Annotated in this window: 26 protein-coding genes; 20 read left to right on the top strand and 6 right to left on the bottom strand. The window is 65.8% G+C overall.

The features are described 5' to 3' along the window. Positions 1 to 75: 75 nt before the first annotated feature. On the bottom strand, positions 76 to 234 hold the full coding sequence (locus ACKTSM_RS06130; RefSeq protein ID WP_407876237.1) for a hypothetical protein: 159 nt from the start codon (positions 232 to 234) through the stop codon (positions 76 to 78). A 131-nt stretch (positions 235 to 365) separates the two neighbouring features. On the opposite strand from ACKTSM_RS06130, the gene ACKTSM_RS06125 reads away from it, so the two are divergent. Both ACKTSM_RS06125 and ACKTSM_RS06120 read left to right on the top strand, forming a co-directional pair. Next, positions 366 to 878, top strand: a complete 513-nt coding sequence (locus tag ACKTSM_RS06125) for a PaaI family thioesterase (RefSeq protein ID WP_407876236.1) — start codon at positions 366 to 368, stop codon at positions 876 to 878. Continuing rightward, positions 871 to 1,272 carry a PaaI family thioesterase gene (locus ACKTSM_RS06120; protein ID WP_407876235.1) on the top strand — a complete coding sequence of 134 codons (402 nt, stop codon included), beginning with the start codon at positions 871 to 873 and terminating at the stop codon, positions 1,270 to 1,272. The genes ACKTSM_RS06125 and ACKTSM_RS06120 overlap by 8 nt, the downstream gene beginning before the upstream one ends. A 22-nt stretch (positions 1,273 to 1,294) precedes the next feature. On the opposite strand, the gene ACKTSM_RS06115 is transcribed toward ACKTSM_RS06120, so the two are convergent. Both ACKTSM_RS06115 and cobS read right to left on the bottom strand, forming a co-directional pair. Then, complete coding sequence (locus ACKTSM_RS06115) at positions 1,295 to 3,454, bottom strand: transglycosylase domain-containing protein (protein WP_407876234.1); 2,160 nt, start codon at positions 3,452 to 3,454, stop codon at positions 1,295 to 1,297. A gap of 57 nt (positions 3,455 to 3,511) precedes the next feature. Then, positions 3,512 to 4,504: a cobaltochelatase subunit CobS gene (cobS, locus tag ACKTSM_RS06110; RefSeq protein ID WP_407876233.1), complete on the bottom strand. Its 993-nt coding sequence runs from the start codon at positions 4,502 to 4,504 to the stop codon at positions 3,512 to 3,514. Between the two features lie 102 nt (positions 4,505 to 4,606). On the opposite strand from cobS, the gene ACKTSM_RS06105 reads away from it, so the two are divergent. Genes ACKTSM_RS06105 through ACKTSM_RS06095 form a run of 3 tightly spaced genes read left to right on the top strand, consistent with a single transcriptional unit; the run spans position 4,607 to position 6,507 of the window. Further along, complete coding sequence (locus ACKTSM_RS06105; protein WP_407876232.1) at positions 4,607 to 5,446, top strand: oxygenase MpaB family protein; 840 nt, start codon at positions 4,607 to 4,609, stop codon at positions 5,444 to 5,446. Between the two features lie 45 nt (positions 5,447 to 5,491). Then, positions 5,492 to 5,872 (top strand): DUF1428 domain-containing protein, encoded by a 381-nt coding sequence (locus tag ACKTSM_RS06100; protein WP_407876231.1) that lies wholly within the window; start codon positions 5,492 to 5,494, stop codon positions 5,870 to 5,872. A gap of 2 nt (positions 5,873 to 5,874) precedes the next feature. Then, positions 5,875 to 6,507 carry a glutathione S-transferase family protein gene (locus ACKTSM_RS06095; RefSeq protein ID WP_407876230.1) on the top strand — a complete coding sequence of 211 codons (633 nt, stop codon included), beginning with the start codon at positions 5,875 to 5,877 and terminating at the stop codon, positions 6,505 to 6,507. Positions 6,508 to 6,546: 39 nt separating this feature from the next. Here ACKTSM_RS06095 and ACKTSM_RS06090 read toward each other — a convergent pair whose 3' ends face one another. Next, the gene (locus tag ACKTSM_RS06090; RefSeq protein WP_407876229.1) at positions 6,547 to 7,140 is read right to left on the bottom strand and encodes a DnaJ domain-containing protein; all 594 of its coding nucleotides are present in this window, start codon (positions 7,138 to 7,140) and stop codon (positions 6,547 to 6,549) included. A gap of 69 nt (positions 7,141 to 7,209) precedes the next feature. Here ACKTSM_RS06090 and ACKTSM_RS06085 point away from each other — a divergent pair, with 69 nt between their 5' ends. Genes ACKTSM_RS06085 through ACKTSM_RS06070 form a run of 4 tightly spaced genes read left to right on the top strand, consistent with a single transcriptional unit; the run spans position 7,210 to position 9,677 of the window. After that, positions 7,210 to 7,482 (top strand): BolA family protein, encoded by a 273-nt coding sequence (locus tag ACKTSM_RS06085; RefSeq protein WP_407876228.1) that lies wholly within the window; start codon positions 7,210 to 7,212, stop codon positions 7,480 to 7,482. Beyond that, positions 7,479 to 7,922, top strand: a complete 444-nt coding sequence (locus tag ACKTSM_RS06080) for an NUDIX hydrolase (protein WP_407876227.1) — start codon at positions 7,479 to 7,481, stop codon at positions 7,920 to 7,922. Before ACKTSM_RS06085 ends, ACKTSM_RS06080 begins: the two co-directional genes overlap by 4 nt. Positions 7,923 to 7,974: 52 nt before the next feature. Next, on the top strand, positions 7,975 to 8,787 hold the full coding sequence (locus ACKTSM_RS06075) for an SDR family NAD(P)-dependent oxidoreductase (protein WP_407876226.1): 813 nt from the start codon (positions 7,975 to 7,977) through the stop codon (positions 8,785 to 8,787). Further along, positions 8,784 to 9,677 carry an alpha/beta fold hydrolase gene (locus ACKTSM_RS06070; protein ID WP_407876225.1) on the top strand — a complete coding sequence of 298 codons (894 nt, stop codon included), beginning with the start codon at positions 8,784 to 8,786 and terminating at the stop codon, positions 9,675 to 9,677. Before ACKTSM_RS06075 ends, ACKTSM_RS06070 begins: the two co-directional genes overlap by 4 nt. Before the next feature lie 3 nt (positions 9,678 to 9,680). Here the strand turns inward: ACKTSM_RS06070 and ACKTSM_RS06065 are convergent, their stop codons facing one another. Beyond that, positions 9,681 to 10,760: a DUF2332 domain-containing protein gene (locus ACKTSM_RS06065; protein ID WP_407876224.1), complete on the bottom strand. Its 1,080-nt coding sequence runs from the start codon at positions 10,758 to 10,760 to the stop codon at positions 9,681 to 9,683. Positions 10,761 to 10,841: 81 nt separating this feature from the next. Here ACKTSM_RS06065 and hisG point away from each other — a divergent pair, with 81 nt between their 5' ends. The 10 genes from hisG (at position 10,842) to ACKTSM_RS06015 (ending at position 22,016) form a co-directional block, all read left to right on the top strand. Continuing rightward, positions 10,842 to 11,543: an ATP phosphoribosyltransferase gene (gene hisG / locus ACKTSM_RS06060; protein WP_407876223.1), complete on the top strand. Its 702-nt coding sequence runs from the start codon at positions 10,842 to 10,844 to the stop codon at positions 11,541 to 11,543. 11 nt (positions 11,544 to 11,554) lie between these two features. Beyond that, positions 11,555 to 12,847, top strand: coding sequence for a histidinol dehydrogenase (gene hisD, locus ACKTSM_RS06055; protein WP_407876222.1), 1,293 nt, complete (start codon positions 11,555 to 11,557; stop codon positions 12,845 to 12,847). Next, positions 12,844 to 13,311, top strand: a complete 468-nt coding sequence (nusB, locus tag ACKTSM_RS06050; protein ID WP_407876221.1) for a transcription antitermination factor NusB — start codon at positions 12,844 to 12,846, stop codon at positions 13,309 to 13,311. Before hisD ends, nusB begins: the two co-directional genes overlap by 4 nt. 23 nt (positions 13,312 to 13,334) lie before the next feature. Beyond that, on the top strand, positions 13,335 to 14,168 hold the full coding sequence (gene thiL / locus ACKTSM_RS06045) for a thiamine-phosphate kinase (RefSeq protein ID WP_407876326.1): 834 nt from the start codon (positions 13,335 to 13,337) through the stop codon (positions 14,166 to 14,168). 185 nt (positions 14,169 to 14,353) lie between these two features. Further along, positions 14,354 to 16,495 carry a sodium-translocating pyrophosphatase gene (locus ACKTSM_RS06040; RefSeq protein ID WP_407876220.1) on the top strand — a complete coding sequence of 714 codons (2,142 nt, stop codon included), beginning with the start codon at positions 14,354 to 14,356 and terminating at the stop codon, positions 16,493 to 16,495. Positions 16,496 to 16,670: 175 nt separating this feature from the next. Next, positions 16,671 to 17,849 carry a GNAT family N-acetyltransferase gene (locus ACKTSM_RS06035; RefSeq protein WP_407876219.1) on the top strand — a complete coding sequence of 393 codons (1,179 nt, stop codon included), beginning with the start codon at positions 16,671 to 16,673 and terminating at the stop codon, positions 17,847 to 17,849. After that, positions 17,846 to 18,760: a transcriptional regulator gene (locus ACKTSM_RS06030; protein ID WP_407876218.1), complete on the top strand. Its 915-nt coding sequence runs from the start codon at positions 17,846 to 17,848 to the stop codon at positions 18,758 to 18,760. The genes ACKTSM_RS06035 and ACKTSM_RS06030 overlap by 4 nt, the downstream gene beginning before the upstream one ends. Positions 18,761 to 18,794: 34 nt before the next feature. Next, positions 18,795 to 19,739, top strand: a complete 945-nt coding sequence (locus ACKTSM_RS06025; protein WP_407876217.1) for an acyl-CoA thioesterase — start codon at positions 18,795 to 18,797, stop codon at positions 19,737 to 19,739. Positions 19,740 to 19,808: 69 nt separating this feature from the next. Then, positions 19,809 to 21,317, top strand: coding sequence for a carotenoid oxygenase family protein (locus tag ACKTSM_RS06020; RefSeq protein WP_407876216.1), 1,509 nt, complete (start codon positions 19,809 to 19,811; stop codon positions 21,315 to 21,317). An 87-nt stretch (positions 21,318 to 21,404) separates the two neighbouring features. Further along, a complete protein-coding gene (locus tag ACKTSM_RS06015) occupies positions 21,405 to 22,016 on the top strand; it encodes a superoxide dismutase (protein ID WP_407876215.1) in 612 nt (203 codons plus the stop codon). Positions 22,017 to 22,089: 73 nt separating this feature from the next. Here the strand turns inward: ACKTSM_RS06015 and ACKTSM_RS06010 are convergent, their stop codons facing one another. Beyond that, positions 22,090 to 22,533 carry an Lrp/AsnC family transcriptional regulator gene (locus ACKTSM_RS06010; RefSeq protein ID WP_407876214.1) on the bottom strand — a complete coding sequence of 148 codons (444 nt, stop codon included), beginning with the start codon at positions 22,531 to 22,533 and terminating at the stop codon, positions 22,090 to 22,092. Between the two features lie 115 nt (positions 22,534 to 22,648). Between ACKTSM_RS06010 and ACKTSM_RS06005 the strand changes: the two genes are divergently transcribed. Further along, positions 22,649 to 23,851, top strand: coding sequence for an indoleamine 2,3-dioxygenase (locus tag ACKTSM_RS06005; protein WP_407876213.1), 1,203 nt, complete (start codon positions 22,649 to 22,651; stop codon positions 23,849 to 23,851). Positions 23,852 to 23,859 lie beyond the last annotated feature (8 nt).

Below are 23,859 nucleotides of genomic sequence, written 5' to 3'. Positions count from 1 at the left end.
GCGGCGCTGCGCGGCCCGATCACCGCGCAGCGCCGCGATATGGGGATGAACCTGCAGGGGTCCCTCCCGCGCCGTTCAGGCCACTCCGGCGGTGACCGCCGGGGCGACATTGTAGACATAGACCATGACCGCCACGGTCGAATCGTCATAGACCCCGACCTGGTTGCTGACCGCGCCGTAAAGCGCCTGGGCGGTTTCGAGACCCGGAATATTGGAAAGTGCGATTGTCGGCATAATTGCGTCCCTTCAGTGTGAAACGCACCGGGCATGATCGCCGCGATGCAGGCCCGGTTCTGGGCAGTTTGGGCCGACGAGAAAAATTAAGAGATTGTAATGAAATTGCTCAGGCATCTAAGGCAGCAGCGATGACCGACAACGCTTCCCCGCCCCCCGCCCGCTTCGACGCGCGCGAGGCCAGCAAGTTCTTCTTCCGCGGCGGCCATACCGGCTGGCTGGGTCTCAAGTTCACCGACCAGGGCGACAACTGGGTCGAGCTCGAATTGCCCTGGCGCGAGGACCTCCTGGGCGAGGACGACCGCGCCGTGCTCGCTTCGGGCCCGATCATCAGCCTGATGGACATGGCGAGCGGAATGGCGATCTGGCAGACGCGCCAGACCTTCGCTCCGATCGCGACTCTCGACCTCAGGGTCGATTACCAGCGCCCGGCGCGCGAACGAAGCGCGGTGCGCGGGCGGGTCGAATGCTATCGCACCACCCGATCGGCCGCTTTCGTGCGGGGCATCGCGCATGATGGCGACGCCGATGACCCGGTGGCGCATGTCGCGGGCGTGTTCATGACCATCGGCAGCGATCCGCGCCAGGGCAAGGTGCCCTCGCGCACCGGTTCGGGCGTCGAGGCGGGGACCGGCGATGCCTGATCCAGACCACACCCCGCAGCTTTCCGCCTATGCCCGCGCGCTTGGCATAGAAGTCCACGCGATCGAGGACGGCGTGCCGGTGCTGACGGTCGATTTCGGTCCGAATGTCGAGGGCCGCCCACAGCATTATCATGGCGGCGCGACAGCCGGCCTGCTCGAGAATGCGGGCTATGCCGCCCTGCGCGCGCGGCTGGTCGAGGAAGGGCGCGAAGCGCAGTTGAAACCGGTCAACATCACCGTGCAATATCTGTCGGCGGGCAAGGCGCAGCCGAGCTTTGCCATCGGGCGGATCACGCGGCTTGGGCGGCGCAACGCCAATGTCACGGTCGAGGCCTGGCAAAAAGACCGCGATCGCCCGATCGCGACCGCTATCATGAACATATTGATGGGCTGAGCCAGCGCACTCGCACCGGGGGCTAGTTCGGCGGCTGGGGCAGCGGCGGTGGTAGCGGTGGGCGCTCCTCGACCCGGAAGCCGCCTTCATCGATCCTCAGTTCGACCGGGACACCATCCTGCGAAAGCACCACGCCTTCGCCCTCGAAACGCAGCCGCGTGCCGTCCTCGCCGAGCGGGATTTCCTCGCCTTCCTCGATATCGAGCGGCTGGACCGGTCCCTGCGGATCGGGCGCCGCGCTCGGCCGCGGAGCGGGAAGAGAGAGCGCACCGCGCATGAAGTCTTTCCAGATCCGAGCGGGAAGTCCGCCGCCCGTCACCCGGTCGAGCGGCGAATTGTCGTCATTGCCGATCCACACGCCGACCACGAGATCACCCGCATAGCCGACGAACAGCGCGTCGCGGTAATTCTGGGTGGTGCCGGTCTTGCCGTAATTGGCGATCGGCAGAGTGGCAGCCCTTCCCGTCCCGCGATTGATCGCGGCGCGCAGCATCCTCTCGATATCCTCGTGCGTGCGCGGCGAGGCGCTGTCGACAGGGGTGGTCAGCCATTCCCACCAGCCCTGTTCTTCCTCGGCAAAGGCATGCGGTTTTATCGGAAACCGATTGGCGGCAACCCCGGCATAGGCGGCGGTCAGTTCGAGCAACGTCATCGACGAGGTGCCGAGCGCGAGGCTGGGATCACCTTCGGGAAGGTCCGATGTCACGCCCAGCGAGCGCGCAGTGCGGATCACCCGCTCGCTCCCGACCTCGTTGAACAGCCTGACCGCCGCAACATTGCTCGAAGTGGCGAAGGCTTCCTCGAGCGTGATGGTGTCGCTGTAGCGTTCGCGCGCGTTCTTGGGGCGATAGGACCCGGCGGTGATCGCGGTATTGTCGATCGTGTCGTCGGGACGCCAGCCGGCCTGGAGCGCGGCGAGATAGACGAACAGCTTGAAGGTCGATCCGGGCTGGCGGCGGGCCTGGGTCGCGCGGTTGAAAGGCGATTGGGCATAGCTGCGCCCGCCCACCATCGCGACGACCTCGCCGCTCGGCCGCATCGCCACCAGCGCGACCTGCGCATCGCCGAGCGCCGCGCGGCTCGTGACCCGGTTGGCAAGCGCCTGGAGCCGCGAATCGAGCGTGGTGGTAAGCACCTGGCGGGCATAGCCGGGCTCCAGTCCCTCGCGCGCGATGGGCAGCGCCCAATCGGCGAAATAGGTGCCGGTGGGCACGTCGTAGCTGGTGCGCACGTCGAGCACAGGATCGGGCAGCGCGTCGGCCTCGGCCCGGGTCAGATAGCCTTCCTCGACCATCGCGCCGATCACCAGGTCCATGCGCGCCTTGGCCCGGTCGTAATGATGCGTCGGGGCATAGGCCGATGGTGCCTGCAAGAGCCCTGCGAGCATCGCCGCCTGCTGCGGCAGCAGGTTTTCGGGATGGCGGTAAAAATAATGCAGGCTGGCCGCGCGCAGTCCATACTGGTTGTCACCGAAATAGGCGTTCGACAGATAGCGCGCGAGGATCTCGTCCTTGGTCAGCCAGCCCTCGATCCAGAACGCGATCAGGGCTTCCTGCGCCTTGCGGGTCAGGCTGCGTTCTGGGGTCAGCCAGGTGAATTTGGCGAGCTGCTGGGTGATCGTGCTGCCTCCCCCGCGCCCGGTCCAGACCGCGCGCGCGATCCCGCGCGGATCGACCCCCCAATGCGAGTAGAAGCGCCGGTCCTCGATCGCGAGAAAGGCGTGGACCACGTGCGGCGGCAAATCCTCGACCGCGACCGGTTCGGCCACCATCGCCCCGCTGCGCGCAATCGGCGTGCCGTCGCTGGCGAGCAGCGTGACCTGCGGCGAAGCGATCGGCTCGAGGCTTTTCGACAAGGGCGCGGTGATCGCCAGCCACGCAAACAGCACCAGCAGCAGCGCGAAACCTGCCGCCACGATCCGCACCGCCCACCAGCGTTTGCGCCTCCCGCGCCAGAAAGCACGCGTCCAGACCGGCAGCCGCCGCCGCTCCTCGCGCGCGACCGAGCCGTCGAGCGCGTCAAGGCGCGCGTCCCACCGATCGAAATCGGGCGATCCGGCAGGGCGCAGGCGGGGTTCGTCGCATTCGTGGGGGCGCTGCGTCTCGTAAAGCGGGGAAAAGCCGCCCTCGCCGCTGGGACGATTATCTCCGCCGCGTCTCCAGAATCGTTCGAACAGCGCCATGGGTCAGTGTGTTAGCAGGCTAACACGGCTGCGCGCAAGCACGGGGAACGCGGTCCGTCAGTCGCTGCTCTTGGCTGCGCTTTCGGGCAGGTCCTCGTCGAAGACGCGCTGGTAGTATTCGCTCACCAGCGTGCGTTCGGCCTCGTCGCACTTGTTGAGGAAAGACAGGCGGAAGGCAAAGCCGGTCGAGCCGAAGATCTCCGCGTTCTGTGCCCAGGTGATCACCGTGCGCGGGCTCATGACGGTCGAGATGTCGCCGTTCATGAAGCCCTGGCGGGTGAGTTCGGCCACCTTGACCATGTCGGCAATCAGCTTGTCGTTGGTCTCGGGCGTCTTCGACTTGACGATCTGCTGCTCGGTCTCGGCAGGCAGGTAATTGAGCGCGGTGACGATGTTCCAGCGGTCCATCTGCGCCTGGTTGATCGCCTGCGTGCCGTGATAGAGCCCGCTGGTATCGCCAAGGCCGACCGTGTTGGTGGTCGCGAACAGGCGGAACCACGGATTGGGCGTGATCACACGGTTCTGATCGAGCAGGGTCAGGCGGCCATCGAATTCGAGCACGCGCTGGATCACAAACATCACGTCCGGGCGCCCGGCATCGTATTCGTCGAAAGTCAGCGCCACCGGGTGCTGAAGCGCCCAGGGCAGGATGCCTTCCTTGAACTCGGTCACCTGAAGCCCGTCCTTGAGCACGATCGCATCGCGCCCGACGAGGTCGATCCGGCTGATATGCGCATCGAGGTTCACGCGGATGCTCGGCCAGTTGAGCCGCGCGGCAACCTGTTCGATATGGGTCGACTTGCCGGTGCCGTGATAGCCCTGGATCATCACCCGGCGATTGTGCGCAAAGCCGGCCAGGATCGCGAGCGTGGTGTCCGGATCGAAGACATAGCTGTCGTCACGCTCGGGCACGTGTTCGTGCGTTTCGCTGAACGCGGGCACCTGCCAGTCGACATCGATGCCGAAGGTTTCGCGCACGTCGATGCTGGTATCAGGCTTGGACGCGATGGTGCTGTCGCCGGTGAATTCTTCGGATGGTTTCGCAGTCATATGGTGCGCGGCGTTACTGCGCGATCGGCGGCCTAGCAAGGGGGTGCGTTGCGAATTGCAGCGCCGTTTTGCAACCCGCCCGGCTGCGCCTATGGGTATGCCATGGCAGACCCGATCGAAAGCTTGCGCGTCAAACTGGTCGAACAGGTGCGCGGCGTGTTCAACGACACTGCCAGGGGCGAGCGGCCGACCCCGCCTTCGGACGACGCACTGTTTGCCAGGGACACCCCGATCCGGCTGGTCCATGCCGACCTCGTGGGCATGATGACCGGCGGGATCCGTTCGCTGCTGCTGCAGATGCTTCACCCGCACGCGCTCCAGGGGGTGCTCGACCATTCCAATTTCCGCGAGGACATGCATGGCCGCCTGCGCCGCACCGCGCAGTTCATCGCGGTCACCACGTTCGGCCACCGCGACCGCGCTGATGCCGCGATCGAGCGGGTCAATGCGATCCATGCCCGGGTGAGCGGCACCCTGCCCGACGGCACGCCCTACCACGCTACCAATCCGCGCACGCTCGCCTGGGTCCACGTGGTCGAGGCGCAAAGCTTCCTTGCCGGATATCTGCGCCATGTCAGACCCGGCATGGCACGCGCGGACCAGAACGAATATTTTCGCCAGTTCGCCCTGATCGCCCGCGCGCTTGGGGCGGACCCCGTTCCCGAAAGCCGCGCCGAGGCCGAGACGATATTTCGCGAATTGCGCCGCGACCTGCGCCCCAGCCCCGAAGCGCGCGAGATCGCGCAGCTGGTCCTCACCCAGCGGCCCGAGGGCACTCCGCCTGGCGTCCAGGCGCTGCTCGGAGCGGAAGCGGTGGCGATGCTGCCGGACTGGGCCCGCGCAATGCTGCGGCTGCAGCGGCCGGTCTTCTCCGCCCTCCCCGCTCGCGCGGTGACCTGGGGAATGGGCCGCACCTTGCGCTGGGCCTTTCGCCAGGATTGAACTGGCCCTGCGCCCCGATGTGCTACAAGGGGTGCCGGGATCGCGATGGCGGGAGTAGCTGCGATGTATGTGATGGGTGCGGTGCTGGCCGTGAAGGCAGATCGCGAGAACGACTACCTCGAAATGGCGAAATGGATGAATGCCCTGTTCCTCGAACACGGCGCGCTGGAGATCGCCGAGAACTGGGAAGACGACGTGCCCGACGGCGAGCAAACCGATTTCCGCCGTGCGGTCGCGGCCGAGAAGGACGAGAAGATCGTCTTTTCCTGGATCACCTGGCCCGACAAGGCCACCCATGATGCCGCGCATGCGAAGATCATGGCCGACGAGCGCATGAATGACATCCCCGCCGACATGCCGTTCGATGGCAAGCGCATGATCTATGGCGGTTTCCGCACGATCTACCACGCTTCAAAGGGAGACTGACCATGGCCGAATTCACGTTCTACACGGTCGCGATGAGCCGCGGCCAGATATCGCGCTGGGCGCTGCACGAAGCGGGCGCCGACTACGATCACGTCGTCTTCGATTGGGCCCAGCGGCCCGACGGCTTCACCGACATCAACCCGATGAACAAGGTGCCGGCGCTGGTCCATCACCACGGGACACACGACCACGTCATCACCGAGGCCGCGGCGATCAACCACTACCTCGCCGAAACCCATCCCGACAAAGGGCTGCTTCCCGACGCGCACGAACGGGCGGCCTATTTCCGCTGGCTGTTCTTTGCCGCAGGACCGCTCGAACAGGCGCTCATCGCCAGGGCGATGGGCTGGGAAGTTCCCGAGGACCGCCAGGTAATGGCAGGGTTCGGCGATTTCGAGCGCACGCTCTCGGCGCTCGACGGATGGCTATCGAACAACGATTTTGCCGCTGGCAAACGCTTTACCATGGCCGACACCTATGTCGGCAGCCATGTTGCTTGGGGTCTGCAATTTGGCACCTTGCCCGAAACGCCCGCGATCCGCGCCTATGCCGACAGGGTCTCGGACCGCCCCGCCTTCCGCGAGGCAAGCGCGATCGACCGGAAACTGGTCGATGAGGCCGCCGAGACCGCGTGATCGGGCGGTGGTGGGCCCGGGCCGCGATCCTCGCGCGGTTCAGCCAATCGCCGCGCTTTTCCTGAGCAGCTGGTAGGCGGTGACCACCCGGTTGAGCCGCGCTTCATAGGCGCGGTCGCCGCCATTGCGGTCAGGGTGATAGCGGCGCACGAGTTCGGAATAGCGCCTGCGCAACCGCCGCCTGTCTGTGTTCGAGCCAAGGCCCATCACCTCCAGCGCCTCGGCCTCCTCGCGGCTCCAGCGGCCTTCCATCGCCATCGCCGCCTCGCGTTCGGCGCGGCTGCGAATACCGCCCGCGCGCGCCGAAATCGCGTCGAGCGGGTCAGTGAAATCGGCCCAGCGCGGCATCCCGTCGACCGCCGCGCGCGGCGAGAAAGCGACGCTTTCGGTGCGCCAGCCATTCACCGGCGATTGGGCTGCGAACATTTCCTCCGCGCTCATTCCTTCGAACCAGTCATAGCCGGCATTGAATTCGCGCACGTGTTCGAGGCAGAACCAGCGCCACTGGCCCGGCCCGTCAAACCCGCTCGCCCGCGATCCGGGCGCGCGAAATTCGCCCGCTTCGCGGCAGGTCGGGTGTTCGCACACCCGGTCGTCCGCTTCGTAGCGGCCATGGAATCGCGTCTTTGACATGAACCCTTGAGAATGGCGATCGAGACGCCAGATTCCAAGCCGACACCGACACGAGAAGGGAAATCCGCGATGAGCCGACCGCTAGCCGAGGAAATGCACGATCTTCTGACCGCGGCCTTCGCGCCCACCCGGCTCGAGATCGTCAATGACAGCGCGCGGCATTCGGGCCATGCGGGCGATGACGGTTCGGGCGAATCACATTTCACCGTCGTGATCGAAGCGCCCGCCTTTGCCGAGATGAACCGCCTTGCCCGCCAGCGCGCGGTGATCGGGGCGCTGGGCGATATCGTCGGCCAGCGAGTTCACGCGGTCGCCATCCAGGCCAGCGCGCCCACCCAATGACCGCCTTGCGCCTGCGCCGGTCGGCGCGGATCATCCTCCTCGATCCCGCCCAGCGCGTTCTGCTGTTCCGCTTCGACATCCCGGGACGCGATCCGTTCTGGTGCACGCCGGGCGGCGAATGCGATGCGGGCGAGAGTTTCGAGCAAGCGGCGCGGCGCGAATTGCTCGAGGAAACCGGGATCGCTGCCGATTGCGGCGCGCAGATCGCACGCACCACGCCGCAATTCACCACTCCCGAGGGCGAACCGGTCCAGGCGGACGAGCGCTATTTCCTGGTTCGCGCCGGTCACGATGCGGTGTGCATCGACGGCCATACCGATCTCGAACGGCGCGTCATGACCCGCTATCGCTGGTTCGACCCCGGCGAGCTTGCCGCATGGCCCGAGACTGTTTTCCCGGAAAATCTCGCCGCGATCATCGCCGCCCATCAGGACGCGTGATTGCCGCAAGCGTGCCTGCGGGTTACGCAATCGGGGTTTGAGGGAGAACGTGATGGATTTTACCGGCAAGACCGCCTGGATCACCGGCGCATCATCGGGAATTGGCGCGGCGCTGGCGCGCGATCTTTCCCGGCGCGGTGCGCACTGCGTCCTGTCGGGCCGCGACGAAGCCCGTCTGCAATCGGTCGCAGACGATTGCGGCGAGGCGCTGGTCCTGCCCTTCGACGTGCGCGACGACGATGCGCTTGCCGAGGCTCGGGACAAGGCGATCCACTGGAAAGGCGGCGTCGACATCGCTTTCGCCAATGCCGGCGTGTCGCAGCGCAGCCGCGCGCTCGACACCGACATGAAGGTTTACCGCGAGATCATCGCCATCGATCTCACCGCGCAGATCGCGTTCGCGCAGGGCCTGATCGGGCACATGAGCGAACGCGGGTCGGGCGCGCTCGCCTTCGTCTCCTCGATCGCGGGCAAGGTCGGCGTCCCGATGCGAACCGCCTATTGCGCGGTCAAGTTCGGGCTTGCGGGCTATGCGGACGCGCTGCGCGCCGAATTGTCGCAATCGGGCGTGGGTGTCCACGTGATCTATCCCGGATCGGTCGTCACCGATGTCGCGCGCAACGCGCTGGTTGCCGACGGTTCGGCGCGCGGGCGCTCGGACAAGGCGATCGACGAAGGCATCCCCGCACGCGAGGCGGCCGCGACCATGCTCGACGCCATCGCACGCGGCGAGCGCGAGATCATCGTTGCGCGCGGTTTCGAGGAACAGATGGGCGAGACGCGGCGCACGCCCGATGCGCTCTTCGACCAGGTCGCGGGCATGGTCGCAGCCGGATACATGGAACGCATGGAGGCAGGCGAATGATCGCGTTCGACCAGAGGCGCGTGACGCTTGCCAACGGGATCGAACTCGATGTGGTCGACGAAGGGCCAAGGGATGCGCCGGCACTGATCTTCCTGCATGGCTTTCCCGAAAACCATCGCACCTGGCGCCACCAGATCGCCCATTTTTCAGACCGCTATCGCTGCATCGCGCCCGACCAGCGCGGCTATCGCGGGTCCTCCAAACCGCAGGAGGTCGAAGCCTACACGCCTGACAAGCTCATCGGCGACGTGTTTCTGCTCGCCGACGCGCTGGGGATCGGGGCCTTCACCATTATCGGCCATGACTGGGGCGGCGCGATCGCCTGGGGCGTGGCGCTTGGCGGGCAGCACGCGCGTGTCACCCGCGCGGTGATCGCCAATGCCCCGCATCCCGCTATCTTCCAGCGCCTCTTGTGGACCAACCGCCAGCAACGCGAGGCAAGCCAGTATATCCGCGCCTTCCGCGATCCCGCCAATGATGCGCTTGTGCGTGAGAAGGGCCTGACCGGCTTGATGAAGCAGGAGGTCCAATGGGACCGCCCCGGCTCGATGCCCGCCGAGGAGCGCGACATCCTGCTCGCCGCTTGGCAGGACCGCGATGCGTGTTTCGGAATGCTCAACTATTACCGCGCGAGCACGATGGAGGTGCCCGACATGGATGCGCCCTTTGCGCTTCCTGAGGGCTGGGAACCGCCAAGCCTGCCCAGGCTCACCATCCCGACCCTGGTGATCTGGGCGATGGACGATCTCGCTTTGCCGCCCGAGAATATCGAAGGGCTGGACGCGATCATCGATCCGCTGACTGTTCACCGCGTCGAGAATTGCGGCCACTTTGTGCCCTGGGAAGCGTCCGAGACGGTCATCGCTGCTATGGAAGACTTTCTCGGCTAGTCGCTAGGCGCCGAGCCATTCGACCCAGGCGCCGTGCGGATGGGCACGGCCAATGAGATGCGTCTCGCCGTTCTGGTCCGCGCCGTCCCAGCAACGCACCTTGAGTTCGTGGCGGAAGGTTTCCGGATCGGTTTCGAGCGCCACCCAGGCAATCGGGCGGTCGCGGGTCGCGCGCTGGCCGGCCTGCTCCATCGCAGCCTTGATCGCCTCTTGCGCAGAACCGGGAAGATATTGCCACACGATCGAATGGAACAGAGCGCGCGTTGTGCCCTGCTGCTGCGGGCGGGCAAGCATTTCGGCGACGAAGGCATCGGCGCTTTGGCGAACGAGATCGGGCTTGTGCTCTTCCGCCAGCGCGATTGCCGCGTCGATCCGCGCCATGCGCGCCGGTGCATCGGGCCAGACGTAAGCTTTGAGCCTGAGCGCGCTTTCGGGGTCGGTGAGGTCGATCGGCGCCACGTCGCAGCCGCGCACGCTGGAAATCGCGAATCCGGCGGGCGGAGCGAGCGGCGGGTCGCCGCGCCATTCGGGCTCGATCCGCATCGGCGAGCTCTCCGGCCCGGCCTCGGTATCGCCGAGCCGGTAGCGGTAGCGGTCGAGCATTGTGTTCACCCCCGCGCTCGCCCCGATCTCGAACAGTTCGAAGCGCGGGGCGCTGCGCTGCGCGAGCCACAGCAGGCCCGCCATGATGCTGGCCGATCGCCCCGCCTCGTTGGTCTGCGGCGGCGTGTCGAGCCAGGGCAGGAGCAGGTGATCGAAAGTCTCCACCAGCTCGCAGACCAGCCTTTCGACCTGGCCATCATCGGTGATCTGTCCGCTATAGACCCGCGCCAGCCTGTCATCCTCGCCCGACAGGACCAGGTGATGGAGCCCGCCGGCAATCCTCAGCGGCATCGCGTCCTTGAGCGTCAGGCCCTGCCAGCCGGCGATCCTGCGTCCGGTCGCGGTGTCGGTCTCGCGCACCCGGGCCAGCGCGCGGATCACCCGCGCGGTGCAGGGCGCGCCGTTTTCCTCGGCATGCCTCGCCTGCCAGGCGAGCGCGGTTTCGAACTCCTCCAGCCCCATGATGCCTTTTTCGCGCATTCGTCCCACCGTTTTTGCAACTGCCGGGCCCAGCCGTTTGTGTTGCCCTTTGGCTGCCCAGTCCCTAAGTCCCGCCGCGCAATGACGAGCGAGCTTTCATCCACCAGTAACGCGCCCGCAAACGGGTCGCTGACCTTCGCCGTGCCCAAGGGCCGTATCCTCGACGAGGCGCTGCCTGTCATGGCGCGTGCCGGCGTGGTGCCCGAGGATGGCTTTCACGACAAGGCCAACCGCTCGCTCTCCTTTGCCACGACCCGCGGCGACATGCGGCTAATCCGTGTGCGCGCCTTCGATGTCGCAACCTTCGTCGCCCATGGCGCAGCGCAGATCGGGATCGTCGGATCGGACGTGATCGAGGAGTTCGACTACGCCGATCTTTACGCCCCGGTCGACCTCGATATCGGCCATTGCCGCTTGTCGGTCGCGCGGCTCGCCGATGACACCGACGCGCACGAACATGCCAGCCACCTGCGCGTCGCGACCAAATATCCCAGCCTAACCCGCCGCCATTTCGAGGCGCAGGGCATCCAGGCCGAATGCGTCAAGCTCAACGGCGCGATGGAACTTGCCCCCTCGCTCGGCCTTGCGCGCCAGATCGTCGACCTCGTCTCGACCGGCACGACACTCAAGCAGAACGGGCTGGTCGAAACCCAGCGCATCGTCGACATCACCGCGCGGCTGATCGTCAACCGCGCCGCGCTCAAGACCGATCCGCGCGTCGCCGATCTCGTCGCCGCCTTCCGCGCCGATGCCGAGACGCGCGCGCGCGATCAGGCGGCTTGAAGGGCCGCGCGATGAAACAGCTTTCCACCAGCGATCCCGACTTCGCCAAGCGCTTCACCCGGCTAGTCGAAGCGCGGCGCGAGGCCGACAGCGATGTCGCAGGACAAGTGCTCGATATCCTGCGCACGGTGCGCACCGGCGGTGACAACGCGCTGGTCCAGTACACCCAGCGTTATGACGGCTATTCGCTGGTCGAGGACGATGACTGGCGCGTAAGCCCCGAACGCTGCGCCGAGGCCTATGAGCAGATCGCGCCCGAGGAGCGCGAGGCGCTCGACCTCGCGGCGCGGCGCATCCGTGCCTATCACGAGGCACAATTGCCCGAAAACCGCGACTACACCGATGATGATGGCGTCCGGCTGGGGGCGACCTGGCGCCCGGTCGATGCCGCGGGCCTTTATGTCCCTGGCGGACGCGCGGCCTATCCCTCTTCGCTGCTGATGAACGCGATCCCCGCCCGCGTTGCCGGGGTCGAGCGGATCGCGGTGGTAACCCCCACCCCGCGCGGCAATTCCAACCCGCTGGTTCTCGCCGCCGCGCATGTCGCGGGGATCGACGAGATTTGGCGCGTGGGCGGCGCTCAGGCAGTGGCAGCGCTCGCGTATGGCACCGATCGCATCGCTCCCGTCGATGTGATCACCGGCCCTGGCAATGCCTATGTCGCCGAGGCCAAGCGCCAGCTTTACGGCGTGGTCGGGATCGACATGGTGGCAGGCCCATCCGAGATTCTCGTCGTCGCCGATGGCAGGAACGATCCCGACTGGATCGCCGCCGACCTCCTCAGCCAGGCCGAACATGACCCGACCTCGCAATCGATCCTGATAACCGACGACGAAGGCTTTGCCGCGATGGTGTCGGACAGCATCGATTTGCAACTGGGCCAGCTTTCCACCGGCAAGACCGCCAAGGCGAGCTGGGACGCGAACGGCGCGATCATCGTGGTCTCGGACATTGCCGGCGAAGCGCCCGAATTGATCAACCGGCTCGCTGCCGAGCATGTCGAACTTGCCATCGACGATCCCGAGAGCCTGATGCGCGACATTCGTCATGCCGGAAGCATCTTCCTGGGCCGGATGACACCCGAAGCGCTCGGCGATTATGTCGCCGGACCCAACCATGTCCTTCCCACCGGTCGCCGCGCGCGTTTTTCGAGCGGGCTCTCGGTGCTTGATTTCATGAAGCGCACCAGCTTCATCGGGCTCGACGACAAGGCGATCCGGGCGATCGGCCCGGCTGCCGCCACCCTCGCCCATGCCGAAGGGCTCCCTGCTCACGCCAAATCCGTGGAACTACGCCTCAAATGACCAGCCCCGCCCGTTCCCAGGCCCGCTCGACCGCGCGCCTCGCCGCCGTCCAGGCGCTCTACCAGCAGCAGATGGAGGGTACCCCTCTCAACAAGCTGCTCGACGAGTTCCACCAGCACCGCATCGGCCGCGCGGTCGATGACGAGGAGCACGAGGGCGAAGTCTATGCCGATGCCGAAATCGCCTTTTTCGACGATATCGTGAGCGGCGTTCACGCCCGCCGCGAGGAAATCGACGAGCGGCTGACAGGCAAGCTCGCATCGGGGTGGACCCTGGTCCGGCTCGACAAGACCATGCTCCAGATCCTGCGGGCTGGCGCCTACGAGCTGATGGCGCGCGCCGACGTGCCCCGCGCGAGCGCGATCAGCGAATATGTCGATGTCGCCAAGGCATTCTTCGACGACCGCGAGGCGAAATTCGTCAACGGCATCCTCGATGCGGTCGCCGAGGACGTGCGGTCATAGACGAGACCTCTTTCATCGCCGCCCTGCGCACGCTGCCGCTCCATGCAGGCGCGCGCGGGCTCGGCGATGATGCGGCGGTGATCGAATTCGGCAGCGAAACCCTGGTCATCACCCACGACGCCATGGCCGAGGGCACCCATTGGCGGCCCGGCACCGATCCCTATGACATCGCCTGGAAGCTGGTCGCGACGAACCTGTCGGACCTCGCTGCCAAGGGCGCCGAGCCGGTCGGCGTGCTCTTGAGCCATGTGCTGGGGGATGGCGATGACCGCTTTCTCGAAGGTTTGTGCACCGTGCTTGCGCGGCACGACACGCCGATTCTGGGCGGAGACACCATTGCCGCAGCACCGGGCGCGCGCACGCTCGGCCTGACCGCGATCGGCCGCGCTACCTGCGCAAAAGTGCCCTCGCGCGCCGGAGCGCGGGCAGGAGACCGGGTCTTGGTGACCGGCACGCTCGGGCGCGCCATGCTCGGCTTCGACGGGGATGAAGGCCACCGCGAGGCATTCCTGCGCCCCGCCCCGCGCCTTGCCGAAGGCCGGGCGCTCGCACCTGTCGTGAGCGCGATGATGGATATTTCCGACGGGCTGCTCCTAGATGCGTTCCGCCTCGCCCAGGCGAGTGAGGCGACCATTGCGATCGAAAGCGACGCGGTGCCGGTCGCCGATCCCGACCGGCGCGAGGATTCCTTGCGCTGGGGCGATGATTACGAATTGCTTTTCACCTTGCCCGAGGATGCCGCCTGCCCGGTCGAGGCCAGTGCGATCGGCCGGGTCGAGCCTGCCGGCTTTGCGCCGCTCATGCTCGATGGCCACCCCCTGCTCAACGCTGCCGGCCTTGGTTTCGCGCACGGTTGATGCCGACGGCGAACGGCCCGCACGGCCGCGCCCCTGTCGCAATTCTGGTGAAACGCGCAGGTCGAAGCCGATTTCCGGCTTGCCAGCGCCCGTTCACCGGTTATGCATGTGCGCCTTGCGCTCGGGCACCGGAAAAAGGTGCAAGGGGAAGAAGCGCATTTTCCACGCACAAGAGGGGATTTTTCGTGGACCTAATTCTCATATCAATCGGGCTAGGTGTGCTCGCGGTCGTCTACGGCTTCGTCACCAGCCGCCAGGTGCTGGGTGCCAGCGCCGGCAATGAAAGAATGCAGGAGATCGCAGGCGCGATCCAGGAAGGCGCTCAGGCCTATCTCAACCGGCAATACACCACGATCGGCCTCGTCGGCGTTGTGGTCGCGGTCCTGGTCTGGCTGTTCCTGGGCGAGATCCCGGCGATCGGTTTCGTCATCGGCGCGGTGCTTTCGGGCGTTGCCGGCTATATCGGGATGAACATCTCGGTGCGCTCGAACGTGCGCACGGCGGCAGCGGCGGAAACCGGGCTCCAGCAGGGCCTGACCATCGCGTTTCGCGCGGGCGCCATCACCGGCCTGCTCGTGGCGGGCCTCGCTCTGCTCGCGATCGCGGTCTTCTTCTACGCGCTGATCGCCTATGTCGGACTTGCGCCAAATGATCGCACGGTGATCGACGGGCTCGTCGGCCTGGCCTTCGGTGCGTCGCTGATCTCGATATTCGCGCGCCTGGGCGGCGGTATCTTCACCAAGGCCGCTGACGTCGGTGCCGACCTCGTCGGCAAGGTCGAAGCGGGCATTCCCGAAGACGATCCGCGCAACCCGGCGACCATCGCGGACAATGTCGGCGACAATGTCGGCGACTGCGCTGGCATGGCTGCCGACCTGTTCGAGACCTATGTCGTCACCGTCGGTGCCACCATGGTGCTCACCGCCCTGCTGCTCACCCAGCTCGGCGACCTGCTGCTGCCGCTGATGGCCCTGCCGCTCCTGATCGGCGGGGCGTGCATCGTCACCTCGATCATCGGCACCTATTTCGTCCGCCTTGGCGGCGGCACGAATGTCATGGGCGCGATGTACAAGGGCTTCATCGTCACCGCGGTCCTCGCAGTGCCGCTGATCTATCTCGTCACCAGCTACGCGCTGGGCACGGGCGGAGCCGACATGAACACCGTGCTCAATGCAGGCACGGGCATGGTCGAGTTCACCGGGATGGACCTGTTCTGGTGTTCGCTGATCGGCCTCGCGCTGACCGGCATCATCATCTGGATCACCGAGTATTACACCGGCACGAATTTCCGTCCGGTCCGCTCGATCGCCAAGGCCTCGGAAACGGGCCACGGCACCAATGTGATTCAGGGTCTTGCCATCAGCCTTGAATCGACCGCGCTGCCGACCATCGTCATCATCGCGGCGATCATCGGTGCCTACGAGCTTGCCGGCCTGATTGGTCTCGCCTTCGGTGCGACCGCGATGCTGGCGCTTGCCGGGATGGTGGTCGCTCTCGACGCCTATGGTCCTGTCACCGACAATGCCGGTGGGATCGCCGAAATGGCCGGTCTGGACGATAGCGTTCGCGAGAAGACCGACCTGCTCGATGCTGTCGGCAACACCACCAAGGCGGTGACCAAGGGCTATGCCATCGGTTCGGCAGGCCTTGCCGCTCTGGTGCTGTTCGCCGCCTATACCGCCGACCTCAATGCCTTTGCCGACCGGCTCGGGCTTGCGGTTGTCGAAGGGCGTGCGGACGTGAACTTCAGCCTTGAAAACCCCTATGTCATCGTCGGCCTGTTCCTCGGCGCGCTGCTCCCGTACCTGTTCGGTGCGATGGGCATGACCGCCGTGGGCCGCGCCGCAGGCGACGTGGTCAAGGACGTTCGCGAGCAGTTCGCATCCGACAAGGGCATCATGGAAGGCACCAGCCGTCCCAATTATGCCCGCACGGTCGATCTCGTGACCAAGGCCGCGATCAAGGAAATGATCGTGCCCTCGCTGCTTCCGGTGCTCGCACCGATCGCGGTGTTCTTCGTGATCCGCTGGATCGACGGACCGCAAAGCGCCTTTGCCGCGCTTGGCGCACTGCTGCTCGGCGTGATCGTCGGCGGCCTGTTCGTCGCGCTCTCGATGACCGCCGGTGGCGGCGCATGGGACAATGCGAAGAAATATATCGAGGACGGCAATCACGGCGGCAAGGGATCCGAGGCTCACAAGGCTGCGGTGACCGGCGATACCGTGGGTGATCCCTACAAGGACACCGCGGGTCCGGCCGTGAACCCGATGATCAAGATCACCAATATCGTCGCGCTGCTCCTGCTCGCGGCGCTGGCCGGGCACTAGGCGCACCTGCCAAACCGGCTCATGCAAGGCCCCGTCCGGAGCGATCCGGGCGGGGCCTTCGCCTTTTGGCTCCTCCGTTTTCCGCCTCCCGCGGGCCTAACAGGGATTCTTAACGCGTATGCGCTAATCCCTTGCGCGCGGTGCGCAATCGGGCGCGGCCGCGCCAGAGGGAACCATGACGGAGCTTGCGCGCAAGCCGGGAAACGCGATCTTTCGCACAGTCGGCACGCCCGCTGCACAGGCGGCGCGCGGCGCGGATCCGCGCGCGGCGATCGTCCCTGTGACGCAGACGCAGGACCCTGCCCTTGTCGCGGCCTGGCGGGCCCTCGCTACCCGCGCGAGCGAGCCCAATCCGTTCTTTGAACCGTGGTTTCTCCTTCCCTCGCTCAGACACCTGGCCGAGCCGGACGAATGCGCCCTGCTCACCGTCTGGGAGGGAGACGCCCTGATCGGGCTGATGCCGATCGCGCAGCGCGGTGATTATTACGGCTATCGCATCGCGCACATCGCCTCATGGCTCCACGACAACGCCTTTTGCGGCGTGCCGCTGGTGGCAAAGCATGGGGAGCAGGCGTTCTGGCAATGCGTGCTCGACCATTGCGATCGCCATGCCGGGACAGCGCTGTTCCTCCACCTCGCCGAATTGCCTGCCGATGGCCCGGTCGCGCGCGCCCTCGATGCGGTCACGCGCGAGCGTTCCTGCGCGGCAGTCACGGTCGACAGGGGTGAGCGGGCGATGCTGGCGTCGCCCGCCAGCCCGGACGCCTATTGGCAAGGCGCGATGAGCGCCAAGAACCGCAAGGAATTGCGGCGCCAGAAGAAGCGGCTCGGCGAATGCGGCACGCTCAGCTTCGAGCGCTGCGAAGATGCCACCGACCCTGCCGAGTGGGCGCGCGAATTCGTCGCGCTCGAGGCGGCAGGCTGGAAGGGGGAAGCGCGCTCGGCGCTCGCCAGCCGAACCGCCACCTGCGATTTCTTCACCGAAACGCTCGAGGGCGCGGCCAAGGCAGGCCGGCTCGAACGGCTCGCATTGCGGCTCGATGGCAAGCCTGTCGCCATGCTCGCAAACTTTCTCACCCCTCCCGGCGCCTACAGCTTCAAGACCGCCTATGACGAGGCCTATGCGCGCTATTCGCCCGGCCTGCTGCTCCAGATCGAGAACCTCGATCTGCTCGAACGCGACGGGATCGCCTGGACCGATAGCTGCGCGCGTCCCGGCCACACCATGATCGAACGGCTGTGGCGCGAAAAGCGCGTTATCGAAGCGCGCAATATCGCGATCGGCGGCCGCGTGCGCCGGGCGCTATTTGCAGGGCTCAGCGCCTGGGAAAACCGCAAGGGACGCCGCGCATGAACGCACCCGACAAGAGCTGGGCCGATCAGGCGAAGCGAAGCGCACCGGGCGAGGCCGGCACCGTCTTCGATGCGGCAGCGCGCCGCCATTTCGCCGTGCACTATCCCGAGATCCCGCACCGGCTCGAACACCGGCTCGGCCACCACCCGCTGCTCGAACGCGGCGCGCTGGCCGAGCTTGCCACCAGCCTCCCCGACACCAGTGTCGAATACAATCGCGGTGATCTGCCGATCGGGGTCGACGGAAAGCCCGAGCCGACCGGCCGCTCGATCGGCGCGACGATCCGCGATATCGACGGAGCGAACAGCTGGGCGGTGCTCAAGAATATCGAGCAGGTGCCCGCCTACAGGGCGCTGCTCGACGCGTTGACGGGCGAACTGGCCGAACCGATCCGCGCGGCGACCGGGGACATCCTCACCCCCCAGGGTTTCGTCTTCATTTCATCGCCATTGGCAGTCACGCCCTATCATTTCGATCCCGAGCACAACATCCTGCTCCAGGTCGAAGGCACCAAGGTCATGACCCAATTTCCCGCCGGCGATCCGCGCTTTGCGCCCGATGCGGTGCACGAGAGCTATCATTGCGGCGGCCCGCGCGAACTGGCCTGGGACGATGGCTTCATGGACAGCGCCCGAGAATACGCGCTGACACCGGGCGAAGCGGTCTATGTCCCGGTCATGGCGCCTCATTTCGTCCGCAACGGACCCGCAAGCTCGATCTCGCTGTCGATCACCTGGCGTTCGGCCTGGAGCTATCGCGAGAGCGAGGCGCGTGCCTTCAACCGGATGCTTCGCAATTTCGGTCTCGCCCCGCGTGCGCCGCGACGCTGGCCGGCCACCAACCGCGTGAAATCTCTCGCCTTCCGCGCTCTGCGCAAGCTCGGCCTCACTCCGCGAACGCCTCCGGCTTGACCTCGCCCTCGCCGCTCCCCATTGCGGGCCTGCGATGAGCGATGACAACGACACCCGATCCGCCGACCCGCAACAGCTCGTCGATGGGCTGGTCAAGTTGCTCACGGTCGAAAAGCGCGCGGCCGATATATATTGCGGCCGCCAGCAGAAGGGCGGCGTGGGCCGCGTCTTTGGCGGACAGGTGCTTGCCCAGGCCTTGCAGGCTGCGCAGGCCAGCGTCACCGATGGCAAGACCGCGCATTCGCTCCACGCCTATTTCCTGCGCGGAGGGCGCGAGGGCGCGCCGATTAAATACCGCATCGCGCGCGATTTCGACGGGCGCAGCTTTGCCAATCGCCGGGTGGTGGCCACGCAGGAGGGCGATGACGGCATGCCCTGCCCGATCCTCAACCTCACCGCGAGCTTTCAGACGCCGGAGACCGGCCTCGAACACGAGGATGCGCCGATGCCCGATGTCGTCGGGCCGGATGACCTGCGCCCCGATATGGAGGTGCGTCGCGAGACCGTCGAAAAACTCGGCGACAGGCTTAACGATGCGCAGCGCGCGCTGATGCTGCGCCCGCGCGCGATCGAGATGCGCACGCATGACAAGCTGCACTGGATGAATTCGGACCCCAAGCCGCCGCGCGCGCATAGCTGGTTCCGGACCGTCGCTCCCCTGCCCGACGATCCCGCGCTCCACCGCGCCGTGATTACTTATGCAAGCGACTACACGCTGCTCGGCACCAGCGCGCTGCCGCATGGCCTTTCGTGGATGCGCGGCGAACTGGTCGGGGCGAGCCTCGACCACGCGATCTGGTTTCATCGCCCGATCGACGAGCACACCCGCGCCGATGAATGGCTGCTCTATGCCACCGATTCGCCATGGTCGGGCAGCGGGCGCGGCTTCAATCGCGGGCGGATCTACAACCGCAGGGGCGATCTCGTCGCCAGCGTCGCGCAAGAAGGCATGATGCGGAAACGCAAGAAACGCGACTGACCTTGCTTCGGGCCGGTTGGCGATGCGGCAATCGATCGATACGGTAGGCCGGTCTTTTCGGGAGAGGTCATGCAGGTCACGCGCCAACCGCCGGTTCGCACCAGTCTCGAACCATCGAACCACCCCTATCTTTCGGGCCCGTGGACCCCGGTGCACGAGGAAACCGAGGTGGACGAGCTCGAAGTGATCGAGGGCGCGATCCCCGAAGACATCGACGGCATCTATCTGCGCAATACCGAGAACCCGGTGCACCAGCCTCTGGGCCGCTATCACCCCTTCGATGGCGACGCGATGATCCACCAGGTGCGCATTTCGGGCGGACGCGCGAGCTATCGCAACCGGTTCGTGCGCACCCATTGTTTCGAGGCCGAACAGATTGCCGGCCAATCGCTTTGGGGCGGGCTGATGGACCCGCCGGGCACGTCGAAGCGCCCCGGATTCGGAGCGCATGGCGGGCTCAAGGACACCGGAAGCACCGATATCATCGTCCATGCAGGCGTGGCGCTGGCGACCTTCTACCAGTGCGGCGAGGCCTGGCAGGTCGATCCTGTCACGCTGGAGACGCTGGGCAAGGCGCCGTGGGGCCCGCTCGACGGGGTTTCAGCCCATCCCAAGGTCGACGAAAGCACCGGCGAGTGCATGTTCTTCAACTATTCCAAGCACGCACCCTTCATGCATTACGGCGTGGTCGATCGCGGCGGCAAGCTGGTCCATTACACGCCGATCCCGCTGTCAGGTCCGCGCCTGCCGCACGATATGGCGATCACGAGGAACTTCTCGATCCTCAACGACATGCCGCTCTACTGGGATGCCGAACTGCTCAAGCGCGACATTCACGCGGCACGCATCCACGAGGGCGAGCCGACGCGGTTCGCGCTGATCCCGCGCCATGGCGAGCCCGGGGACATCCGCTGGTTCGAGGCCTCGCCTACCTATGTCCTTCATTGGACCAATGCCTGGGAAGAGACCGCACCGGACGGATCCGATCAGGTCGTGCTCGAAGGCTATTACCAGGACAAGCCGATGCCCGATCCGATCGAGGAAGCGGGCGAATACAGCCACATGATGGCCTATGTCGACGAACACTCGTTCCAGAGCCGGCTTCACCGCTGGCGCTTCAACCTGGATACCGGCGAATGCCGCGAGGAGCGCCTGTCGGACCGGATTGCCGAGTTCGGCACGATCAATCCCGATTACCTGATGCGCCCGAGCCGCTATGTCTGGTCGACCACCACCCGGCCCGGCTGGTTCCTGTTCAACGGCTATGTCCGCCACGACACGCAGACCGGAGAGGAAGAGGTCTTCACCCTGCCCGACGGCGTCTATGCCAGCGAAAGCCCGATGGTGCCGCGCAAGGGCGCTCAACGCGAGGATGACGGCTATCTGGTCACCTTCCTGATCGACGAGAACAGCGGAACAAGCGAGCTCGCCATCCTCGATGCCGCCGACATCGCCCGCGGCCCGATCGCGCGCGCGCGGCTGCCGCACAAGACTTCGAGCGGGGTTCATGCGACCTGGGTCGAGAATGCCCAGCTTGAAAGCGACCTTGCCGCCCGCCGCGCACAATTCGCCGCCTAGCGCGCCCCTTTGCAAGTCTGCCTGCAACGATTATCGCGCCCGGGCATTGGTTATCTGAACACACGCAAACGAGAGGGATCTCATCTCATGGCTTTCAAACTTATCGACCTTCCCTATGCCGACACCGCGCTTTCGCCCGCGATTTCGGCCGAGACACTTTCCTACCACCATGGCAAGCACCACCAGGCCTATATCGACAAGACCAATGACGCGATCGAAGGCACCGAACACGCCGACAAGTCGCTCGAAGAGGTGATCGCGGCCGCGCGCGGATCGAACCAGGGCCTGTTCAACAATGCCGCGCAAAGCTGGAACCACGGTTTCTACTGGCACTCGATGGCCGAAAGCGAGACCGAGTGCTCGGACGAGCTGAAATCCAAGATCGAGGCCGCTTTCGGTTCGATCGACAAGCTCAAAGACGAATTGAAGTCGCGCGGCGCCGGCCACTTTGCCAGCGGCTGGGTGTGGCTGGCCGAAAAGAACGGCGAATTGTCGGTCGAGGAAACCCACGATGGCGACACGATCGCCGACCAGGGCTTCAACCCGCTGCTGGTGATCGACGTGTGGGAGCACGCCTATTACCTCGACCACCAGAACAAGCGACCGGCCTATCTCGACGCGGTGGTGAGCGGCAAGCTCAACTGGAAGTTCGCCAGCGACAACCTCGCGCGCGGTTCGGCATGGACCTATCCCTGCTGATCGACCGCGATAACTGACACGCAAATGGCCCGGTCCGCGTTCGTGCGCGGGCCGGGCCATTTCGTATGTGTGTTCAGCCGCGCAGGTCCTTCGAGGAGCCGAGGCTGATATGCGAGGTGATGCTCGCCACCTGCGGCAGAGTGCCGAGCGTGTCGGCATGAAAGGTCTTGTATTGCGAGAGGTCATCGACCTCGACCCGCAGCAGATATTCGACCGAGCCGGTTATATTGTGGCACTCGCGCACTTCGGGCGCGGCCTCCATCGCCGCCTCGAATTCGCGGGCATCCTTGGTCAGATGCGCGCTCAGTCCCACCATCACGAAAATCGTCACCGCCCCGCCCAGCCGGCTGCGGTCGAGCACGGCGCGATAGCCGCGGATTAGCCCCGAGCGTTCCAGTTCCTGCACCCGCCTCAGGCACGCCGAGGGCGACAACCCGACGCGCGCGGCGAGATTGGCATTGCTGAGCCGCCCGTCGCTTTCGAGCTCGTGCAATATCGTGCGGTCAATCCTGTCCATCACCGCACGATATTGCAGCGACGAGTCGATGGCAACGCTGTTTGCAAGGAAATTCGATCCCGAAAGCGCTATGATTGCGCGGCATTCCGACTCAGACCACGGGACAGAACCAATCATGGCCACCCTCGCCGCTACCGATCGCAACCACAGCATCCTTCCGCTCGAAGACTATGACATGTCGCGCGAGGGCGGCTTCCTGTGTCGCTACGACGCCGGAGCGGTTACTTTCACCGATGGCTGGGCCGACGCGGCGCGGGTGGCGCTGCAATTGCCGCATGTCCTGCCCTCGGGGCAAGTGCGCGCGTTCCTGAAAGCGAACCTGCCCGATCCCCGCGACCTTGCCGATCCGGCAACGCTCACAAATGCGCAGCTTCGCATGGCGGTGGTCCACTACACCTTCATGGTGCAGGCCTATGTCTGGGGCGAGAACACGGTCACCAATATCCTGCCCCCCTGCCTCGCCGTGCCGATGGTCGCACTGGGCGATGCGGCGGGCCAGCAGCCGCTTTTGACTTATGCCAATTACGTGCTCGACAACTGGACGCTGATCGACCCGGCAAAGCCGATGGGGCTCGACAATATCCGCATGGTCCAGAACTTTCTCGGCGGCCAGGACGAGGCATGGTTCGTGCTCGTCCATGTCGCGATCGAGGCGCAGGCAGGCGCGGCGCTGGCGCGCTTTGCCGACGTTGTCGCGGCGGTCGATGCCGATGATCCCGAGGCCGCGCGCGGGCAGCTCGAGGCGATGGCCGCGACCTGGGAGAAAATCAACGCGCTGTTCGACCGGATGCCGGAAAAGTGCGACCCCTATATCTATTTCGAGCGGGTGCGCCCCTATATCCACGGCTGGAAGGACAATCCGGCGCTGCCCGACGGGGTGATCTACGAAGGCGTCGAGAAATTCGGCAATGCCGCCCAGGCCTATCGCGGGCAGACCGGCTCGCAAAGCTCGATCGTTCCGAGCATGGACGCGCTGATGGGCGTGGGCCATGCGAGCGACCCCTTGCGCGAATTCCTCGACCAGTTGCACGAATACCGCCCGGGCGGCCATCGCGGCTTTGTCGACGACACCCGCCGCGCCAGCACCTTGCGCGCCTTTGCCAAGCGGGTCGATCATGCCGGCCTCACCGCTGCCTACAACGCCAATATCCAGGCGGTCGCCGATTTCCGTTCGCGCCACCTCGAATATGCGGCGAGCTATATCAACAAGCAGGGCAAGAAGAGCGCGGGCAACGACACCGATGTCGGCACCGGCGGCACGCCTTTCATGCGCTATCTCAAGAAGCACCGCGACGAGACGCGTGGCAACCTGCTCTGAGCCGCGCG

It is taken from the genome of Qipengyuania nanhaisediminis, assembly GCF_045862805.1.
GTDB classification, from domain to species: Bacteria; Pseudomonadota; Alphaproteobacteria; order Sphingomonadales; family Sphingomonadaceae; genus Erythrobacter; species Erythrobacter nanhaisediminis_A.
This window is presented reverse-complemented; position numbering and strand designations above follow the sequence as displayed.